The organism is Mesorhizobium sp. M4B.F.Ca.ET.017.02.2.1 (assembly GCF_003998955.1).
Classification (GTDB): domain Bacteria; phylum Pseudomonadota; class Alphaproteobacteria; order Rhizobiales; family Rhizobiaceae; genus Mesorhizobium; species Mesorhizobium abyssinicae.
In genome coordinates, this window is sequence record NZ_RZOF01000329.1 from 1 (window position 1) to 7,041 (window position 7,041).

8 protein-coding genes and 2 pseudogenes are annotated in these 7,041 nt (G+C 63.1%); 3 read left to right on the plus strand and 7 right to left on the minus strand.

Annotated features, from left to right (window positions below):
* Window positions 1-59: 59 nt before the first annotated feature.
* The 3 genes from minE to minC form a co-directional block, all read right to left on the minus strand.
* Window positions 60-332 (minus strand): cell division topological specificity factor MinE, encoded by a 273-nt coding sequence (minE, locus tag EN738_RS27890; RefSeq protein WP_127286476.1) that lies wholly within the window; start codon window positions 330-332, stop codon window positions 60-62.
* Complete coding sequence (gene minD / locus EN738_RS27895) at window positions 329-1,144, minus strand: septum site-determining protein MinD (RefSeq protein WP_127286477.1); 816 nt, start codon at window positions 1,142-1,144, stop codon at window positions 329-331. Before minD ends, minE begins: the two co-directional genes overlap by 4 nt.
* Window positions 1,145-1,259: 115 nt before the next feature.
* Window positions 1,260-2,018 carry a septum site-determining protein MinC gene (gene minC / locus EN738_RS27900; protein ID WP_127286478.1) on the minus strand — a complete coding sequence of 253 codons (759 nt, stop codon included), beginning with the start codon at window positions 2,016-2,018 and terminating at the stop codon, window positions 1,260-1,262.
* A 353-nt stretch (window positions 2,019-2,371) separates the two neighbouring features.
* On the opposite strand from minC, the gene EN738_RS27905 reads away from it, so the two are divergent.
* Window positions 2,372-2,827 (plus strand): hypothetical protein, encoded by a 456-nt coding sequence (locus tag EN738_RS27905; protein ID WP_127286479.1) that lies wholly within the window; start codon window positions 2,372-2,374, stop codon window positions 2,825-2,827.
* 72 nt (window positions 2,828-2,899) lie between these two features.
* Here EN738_RS27905 and EN738_RS27910 read toward each other — a convergent pair whose 3' ends face one another.
* Window positions 2,900-3,361, minus strand: coding sequence for a phasin (locus tag EN738_RS27910; protein ID WP_127286480.1), 462 nt, complete (start codon window positions 3,359-3,361; stop codon window positions 2,900-2,902).
* 409 nt (window positions 3,362-3,770) lie between these two features.
* Here EN738_RS27910 and EN738_RS27915 point away from each other — a divergent pair.
* A pseudogene (locus tag EN738_RS27915) lies at window positions 3,771-4,927 on the plus strand (sulfite oxidase).
* Window positions 4,928-5,052: 125 nt separating this feature from the next.
* Here the strand turns inward: EN738_RS27915 and EN738_RS27920 are convergent.
* From EN738_RS27920 to EN738_RS27930, 3 genes are all read right to left on the minus strand, one after another.
* Window positions 5,053-5,478, minus strand: a complete 426-nt coding sequence (locus EN738_RS27920) for a globin family protein (RefSeq protein ID WP_127286481.1) — start codon at window positions 5,476-5,478, stop codon at window positions 5,053-5,055.
* A 133-nt stretch (window positions 5,479-5,611) separates the two neighbouring features.
* On the minus strand, window positions 5,612-5,797 hold the full coding sequence (locus EN738_RS27925) for a hypothetical protein (RefSeq protein WP_127286482.1): 186 nt from the start codon (window positions 5,795-5,797) through the stop codon (window positions 5,612-5,614).
* Between the two features lie 34 nt (window positions 5,798-5,831).
* Window positions 5,832-6,281 (minus strand): hypothetical protein, encoded by a 450-nt coding sequence (locus EN738_RS27930; protein ID WP_127286483.1) that lies wholly within the window; start codon window positions 6,279-6,281, stop codon window positions 5,832-5,834.
* 561 nt (window positions 6,282-6,842) lie between these two features.
* Here EN738_RS27930 and EN738_RS27935 point away from each other — a divergent pair.
* Window positions 6,843-7,041, plus strand: a pseudogene (locus EN738_RS27935) (group 1 truncated hemoglobin); the annotation flags it as partial.

The window sequence follows — 7,041 nt, forward strand, 5'->3', positions numbered from 1 at the left end:
CCGCCGTCCCCCCCCCCCCCCCCCCCCCCGCCTCTGGCGGGGGAGAGGTAAAGCACCTGCTACCCCGCCAGCGCCAGCGGCGTGGCGCTCTTGTTGGGGATCTGGATATCGATTTCCAGCGTCGACATGGTCTTGCCGCGCTCCATCGAGACCTGGAGGTAATCCTGATCGATCTGCACATGCTTGGCGATCACCGCCATGATCTCCTCGCGCAGAATGGAGACCAGATCGGGCTGGCCGCGGCTCTGGCGCTCGTAGGCGAGCAGCAGCTGCAGCCGCTCGCGCGCCACCGGCGCGCTGGTGCGCCGCTTGAAGAGGTCGAGAATGTTCATGCCGCCCTCCTTCCGAGCAGACGGTTGAGCAGGCCCTTGCGCTCGAAGGGCACGACCACCGGCAGGTCCTCGCCTTCCAGTCGCCTTGCGGCGTCGATATAGGCCTTGGCGGCGACGTTGGCCGGATCGGCCAACGTCACCGGCGAGCCGAGGTTCGAGGCCCTCAGCACATCCTGGCTTTCGGGGATGATGCCAAGCAGCGGCGTCGACAGGATCTCCAGCACGTCGTTGATCGAGAGCATTTCACCGCGCGCAGCGCGCGCCGCGTCATAGCGCGTCACCAGCACGTGCTTGGCGATCGCCTCGCCCTGCTCGGCCTTCATGGTGCGGGCGTCGAGCAGGCCGATGATGCGGTCGGAATCGCGCACCGAGCTGACCTCCGGGTTGGTGACGATGACCGCCTCGTCGGCAAAGCGCATGGCGAGCTGGGCGCCGCGCTCGATGCCGGCCGGGCTGTCGCAGAAGACATAGTCGAATACCGAGCGCAGCCGCTCGATCACCTCGCCGACGCCTTCCTCGGTCAGCGCATCCTTGTCGCGCGTCTGCGAGGCCGGCAGCAGGAACAGCGTCTCGACCCGCTTGTCGCGGATCAGCGCCTGCGAGAGCTTCGCCGTGCCCTGGATGACGTTGACGAGGTCGAACACGACGCGCCGCTCGGCGCCCATGATCAGGTCGAGGTTTCTCAGGCCCACGTCGAAATCGACCAGCGCCACCTTCTTGCCGGTCTTGGCGACCGCGGCACCCAGCGCCGCTGTCGACGTCGTCTTGCCGACGCCTCCCTTGCCTGAGGTGACCACCACTACCTTGCCCATGAAATGCCTCCGTTTGGCGATTGTTGTTTCGGCCGTGCCAGGCACGGTGTTACAGGACCATCGCACGCGAAACCGGTCCCAGGCTTACGATTGCGCCGCCCCAGTTCGGCCGGGGTCAGCCGAGCGGCACCACACACAGCACGTCGTTCTCGAGGAAGGCCTGCACCGCCTTGCCGCGCGAAACCTTCTCCATCTCCTCGGCGGTGGTGTACCAGCCGTCGACCGAGATCAGCTCGGCCTCGTTCCTGCGGCAGAAGACGCGCGCCGAAGTGTTGCCGAGCGCGCCGGCGGAAGCGCGGCCGCGCAGCGTGCCATAGACATGGATGGAGCCGGCGGCGACGATCTCGGAGCCGGACGCGACCGAGCCGAGAACGATGACATCGCCATGCGCATGGAAGATCGACTGGCCGGAGCGGATCGGCGTGCGCACCATCAGCGTGTCGCCGCCCGGCAGCGCGGGCTTCGCCGGCGCCTTGCCGTCCTCCGGCTTTTGCTCGTCAGCCTTGCCCTCTTCCGCCTTCTTGCGGCCGGGATGCAAGAGCAATCCGTCGCTGGTCGCCTCCTTGGCGCCGATCAGCTTCGGCGGCAGGTGCGAGCCAAGCTCGGCGCCGCCATCCATCTCGATGGCATAGACGCGAATGCCGCGCTGGCCGAGCACGCCGACCAGCGAATCGATCGCCGCGACATCAGGCTTCAAGGTGTTGAGATCGAGCACCACCGGCCGCCCGGCAAAATAGCCCGGCGAGTTGCCGATCCAGCGGTCCAGGCTCTCCAGCCAGACATCCACGGGCGCTTCGGGGGTGAGCGTGAAAGCGACGAAAGAACGGGCGCGAAAACGGATGGATTTGGTCTCGACGGGGGCTGCGAAGGTCACGGGAAGCGATTCCTTACTGATAGGTAAACGCTAGGGGCCGAATGGTTAACGAATGGTTAATTTTGGGGGTAAGGACCGTTAAGAGATGGCTTGGCTAACCTTTTGTGGCGGGGCGGCCACACGGGCGTCCGCGCGGCGGCGCCTGCTCAAAATCATAAGATCGACGGACGCAAAATTCGGCCCATATGCTGGGCGCCGCGCGAGGGCGCGCGGCCAGGCTCGGCTTGGACTCAGCATCTTTGACGCGGCCCGATGAATGGCTGCAGCATGTGAAGTTCCTAATATACGCAGGTATGCCGCACCGGGCACAGTCTGACCCGGCTGATTTCCACCTTTTCGGAAGGAGACGGGGCATGCGCATCAATCAGGCAGGCAGCAGGCGCGAAGGCAGCAAGTGGGCAGGCAGAGCGAGCGCAACAATTGGCGCGCTGTTGCTGGCATCCCTTGCAGGATGCATGACGTACCGGACGAGCGGAAGAGACACATTCCAGACCAGCGGCATAGACGCATGGTTGACCGCGGCCAATGCCGACGCGGTCATCAATGCGATGGCAGCGAAGGGGCTGATGCCGGCGACCATCGACTGCCGCTTCGACCACACCGTTCCGGGTCAGGTGGCTTACGCCTCGAAATTCACCTGGCAGCGCGCTCCGGCAAACACACGCTATCATTGGGAAGTCGGCGATCCGACCTACCTCGCCAGCAAGGAAGTCAAATCCAACCGCGTTGGCCTACACCGCATCGCCGCGAAAACCGTCCGCGACCCCGCCACCGGCCAAAAGGTTGCATGCTCGATCTGGACGAATTAGGCCACTACGAATGGCCGGCGGATACCAGGCGCCGAGCCGGCGCGAGGCGCCAGCTCGGGTTGCCTCAGGCAATCAGGCCGCCTTGCGTTCCTTCAGGGCCTTCTCCAAGGCGTCCTTGATCGGCTTGGATACGTCCTCGGTAGCCTTCAGCATCAATGCCTGGAGGGCCTTGGCCTGCTCGGCGGACTTTTCGATCTGCCTCTGCAGGAAAGCGGTCTGCAGTTCGAGGAACTCGGACGGCGACTTCACGGCCACCAGTGCTTCGAGGTGCGCGAAGGAGGCCTCTGCATTGGTGCGCAGAGCGGCAATCATCTGCAGGGAGACCTCGTTGCCGGTGGTCTTGGCCATCTTGAGGGTCGACTCAACGGCCTTTTGAGTCGTTTCGGCTTCTGAACTCAATTTGGAAAATACTTCCTTCGACTGCTCGACGCTCTGTTCGGCGACAGCGCGGACTTGCTCGACAGCCTTGGACGGGTCGAAGGCAGGGGATTCGACGTTTTCGATGGTTTCGGTCTTGGCGGGGAGCTTGGACATTGTTTCCATCCTTTTCCAGGGGCGGTGGCCTCAAAACAAGGCCGCCCCCTTCACGTACGAGACCGTCGCAACGGATTTATGAAGCCCGCATGAATTTGGGCGAGCGGGCTACGTCCGGCGTTGCGCAAACAGATGCCATACCGGGTGTCTAATGCCACAAAGTACAATGCCACAAAGTGATCATGTCACGTCCAAGTTGTGGACACGTCCTCTTCATGGGCGCACTCTTGGATTGCGAAACGCAGTCTAGTTTCGCCCAACGCTTCACATGCTTGAGGTGCGTCGGTGACTGTCTCACCCGCCGGATACTTTCGGCTGGGCAGAGTTTTCATTGTGTCGCATATCCGCGGTCAGGCTACGGCCTAACGCACGTTGCAGCCTGCTCCGGAATCAACTGGGAGGTAACAACATGCATAGCCTTCAACGCAGAGAACTTCTCGTTCAAGGAAGTGCGGCTCTTGTCGCAATCGCTGCTCTCCATGCCTCGCGTCGGGCTTGCGCTTTTCCAGCACAGGCGGGCGAGGAAACCATTCCGTGGCTGGATCAGCCGACCGAAAATCCCGATCCGGTAGGTATCCAAAGCCAGCTTGTCTGGGAGGATCTGGATAGCTGGATAACGCCAAACGACAAGTTCTTCAGCACTCGCATTTCAATCGACCAACGATCGATGAAAAGACGTGGTCAATGGAGATCGGAGGGCTGGTCAAGAAGCCCTTGAAGTTGACGCTCGCCGACATCAGGGCGCGACCGCGCCAGGAGGTCGTGTTCACAGTGGAATGCTCAGGCAACCACGGGTTTCCTTTTTTCACCGGCGGCATCGGCAATGCACGCTGGGCAGGGACGCCGCTCGCGCCGATCCTCGAGGAGGCCGGCGTTCTGGAGAAGGGCATCGAGGTCGTCTTCTTCGGGACTGACGAAAGCGAGATCCCGATACGCGACGTCAAGATGAAGCAGAACTTCGCGCGCAGCATGTCGCTCGCCGACGCCATGAATCCCAACAATCTGCTCTGCTATGAAATGAATGGCGTCGCGCTGCCGGCGGCCAACGGTTTCCCGCTACGGCTCATTGCTCCGGGCTGGTATGGGATCGCCAACGTCAAGTGGCTGAAGCGCATCGAGGTTCGCGACACCAGGTTCATGAGCCTCCTGATGGCCCGCGACTATGTCACCATCCGGGAGGAAGACCACAATGGCGAGACCGTGTGGACCGAGAACTCGGTGGGCCGAGCGCTGCTGAAGTCGGCGCCCGCGAAGGTTACCCGGAAAGGCTCGGACTACTCGATCATCGGGGCCGCCTGGGGGGCACCCATCGACCGGGTCGAAGTGCAGATCGATCAAGAGCCTTGGGCGCCAGCGACTATCGACCACAGCGAGGAGGCCGAACACGCCTGGAAAATCTGGTCCCTGACATGGGCAAACCCCTCGCCGGGAGAACACACGGTGACTTCGCGCGCGGTCAGCGCCACGGGCCAGATCCAACCAGCAATGGATGATCCCTTGATCGCCAAAAAGCATACGTACTGGGAGAGCAATGGCCAGGTGACGCGGCACGTCAAGATCGCTTGAGGAACATCGAAACCCACAGAGTCGGAAGCCCGCAGGAGGCCAACGACCTGGCGAAAATGGTCATGCCGACGCAGCTGCGCGGCATGACCATTCGGGACGTCCTCTGCAGCGCATCGCGCACCCCCTCAGGCGGCGATCTGCACCTCCCTCGCTGCCTCAATCATCACGCTCGCCAGCAAGCCATAGGCCGCCTCCCAGGCCTCGCGCACCGGCGGCGTGAAGGCGTCGCCGAGACCGGCGGCGAGCGTCTCGATCAGGGCCTGTCCGACGATCGGGTAGTGATGTTCCTCGACGCCGTAGCCGACGTGGCGCCGGGCGAGATCGCGCACGGTGGGCAGGATGGTCTCGGCGCGGTCCAGCCCGTGCACGACGAAACCCAGCGCCGCCATCACCTTGGCGCCCTGCTTGGTCATGTCGCGCTCCGGAAACAGCGCCCGGAGATCGCCGTCGATGGCGAACAGGCGTTCATAGAACAAGGCGGCTGCGGCCACGCGGATCGGAACGACCTCGCGAAAGCTGTCCTGGACAAGGCGTATCTGGTCGGGTGTCATCGGCGTACTCCTGGGATTGGTAAGCGATGACTTTCCCTCCGGGGCGTTTCGCAGGGATGCCGCCGCTGGCGGCGACGTGTTTCAGCGCTGTCACAATCCGGTATCAGGCAGGCTGCCGCTTTTCGCGGCGGGATCAGATGCCGTTCTTGCCCCGCTGCTCCCTGTCGCGACGGTTGAGGAGGCCGACCAGATCGTCGGCCTCTTCGATGGGCATGTCGATCAGGGGGACGCCGTCCTCGACGACCGGCAAACCGGTGAAGACGTCGACGATGTCCCACGTGCCTTCAGGTGTCTCTTCTATGCCGTAGCGTTGGGGCATGGCGCGGGTATCTAGGGCAGGCGCGAAGGGCTGGCTAGGTGCCCTTTGCCGCCTCCTCGATCAATTCCGCGACCAGGTTGCGGAACTTTGCGTCAGACTTGTCGCCTATGTTTCCGACGTCTTTCGCTACCATCCCGGGGGCCGACACGGACACCGCTCCGCTCACCTCGACACTGACTGTGAACATCCTTCTGACCGCATTTTCCGATTGCCGCTTCCTGTAGATCTCGAACCGCATCGACGGTGTCGATGCTTTGACCAAGCGATCGGATGCGGTGTCTATGTCGAAAGCCACCTCGCCAGCGACCTCGGCATTGGCCGCTTGCAACGATGCAACAACGACGTCATCCAGCCAGGCCCTCGCTTGCGCCTCAAAGTCCGCCACAGGCACATTTCGCTCCGCAGCCCTCGCATTGTCGGCGCCTCTCCTCTTCTGATTCCGGGCTTCCTTTCCGCGCTCAAGAGCTTCTTTGAACTTGGACATCCCGATGCCTCCGATCTTTCAGCGCATGAGGCCGGCCCGTCAGATCGGGCACGGTCCTCCCAATAGAACGCATGTGATCAGCGCACGTTGCGTCATCGTTTTTCCAACCCCGCGCCCACCGGCACCCATAAAGCCTTGGGATAGCTTGGGGTGAACGAGAAAGGCAGACTTCGCGTGATCCGCCGCCGGGTCGACAGGGCGCATGAACCCAGGGCGGCCTGATGCCATCGCGCCGACCGGGTGAGACTGCCGGATACAACGTCACGATGCGGGGAATCGCCGCGCAATCGGAGCTGCGAAGCCAGCGGTGCGGTTGGTAGGCCGGGACCGTTTCGAGCCCCAACCGCGCCGGCATGGTCAAATGCCGCTTGCAAACATGCCCCTCGCCTTCGCGCTGCCGGTCCTTCGCCCAGCCGGCTCAAACGGAACTAGTCGGGCGCGGCGCTCGTTAATGCCGCGGACCATGCCGGGTAAGGCAAAGTGGACATATCCGAAAATCAAATCATTGACGCCGCCAGACCAGGCCGCGGCTTGCTCTGGCCCAACGCGAAGGAACCAGAGATGAAAACGGCTGTTTCGACCTCTCTCACAAGACGAAGCGTCGTCGCGCTGGCGGTCGCCGCCGCATCGACGACTGTAGTGGCCACCAACAACGCGCTCGCGCAGGAGCAGGCCAAGCCTGAGAAAAGCCTGTACGAGCGGCTGGGCGGCGTGTTCGCCATCGCGGCGGTGGTGGATCACTTCAGCGACGCCAGCGTGA

Excerpts from the sequence above, each read along its gene's own strand:
- minE (WP_127286476.1), bottom strand. The coding sequence starts at position 332 with ATGAACATTCTCGACCTCTTCAAGCGGCGCACCAGCGCGCCGGTGGCG.
- minD (WP_127286477.1), bottom strand. The coding sequence starts at position 1,144 with ATGGGCAAGGTAGTGGTGGTCACCTCAGGCAAGGGAGGCGTCGGCAAG.
- EN738_RS27905 (WP_127286479.1), top strand. The coding sequence starts at position 2,372 with ATGCGCATCAATCAGGCAGGCAGCAGGCGCGAAGGCAGCAAGTGGGCA.
- EN738_RS27910 (WP_127286480.1), bottom strand. The coding sequence starts at position 3,361 with ATGTCCAAGCTCCCCGCCAAGACCGAAACCATCGAAAACGTCGAATCC.
- EN738_RS27920 (WP_127286481.1), bottom strand. The coding sequence starts at position 5,478 with ATGACACCCGACCAGATACGCCTTGTCCAGGACAGCTTTCGCGAGGTC.
- EN738_RS27925 (WP_127286482.1), bottom strand. The coding sequence starts at position 5,797 with ATGCCCCAACGCTACGGCATAGAAGAGACACCTGAAGGCACGTGGGAC.
- EN738_RS27930 (WP_127286483.1), bottom strand. The coding sequence starts at position 6,281 with ATGTCCAAGTTCAAAGAAGCTCTTGAGCGCGGAAAGGAAGCCCGGAAT.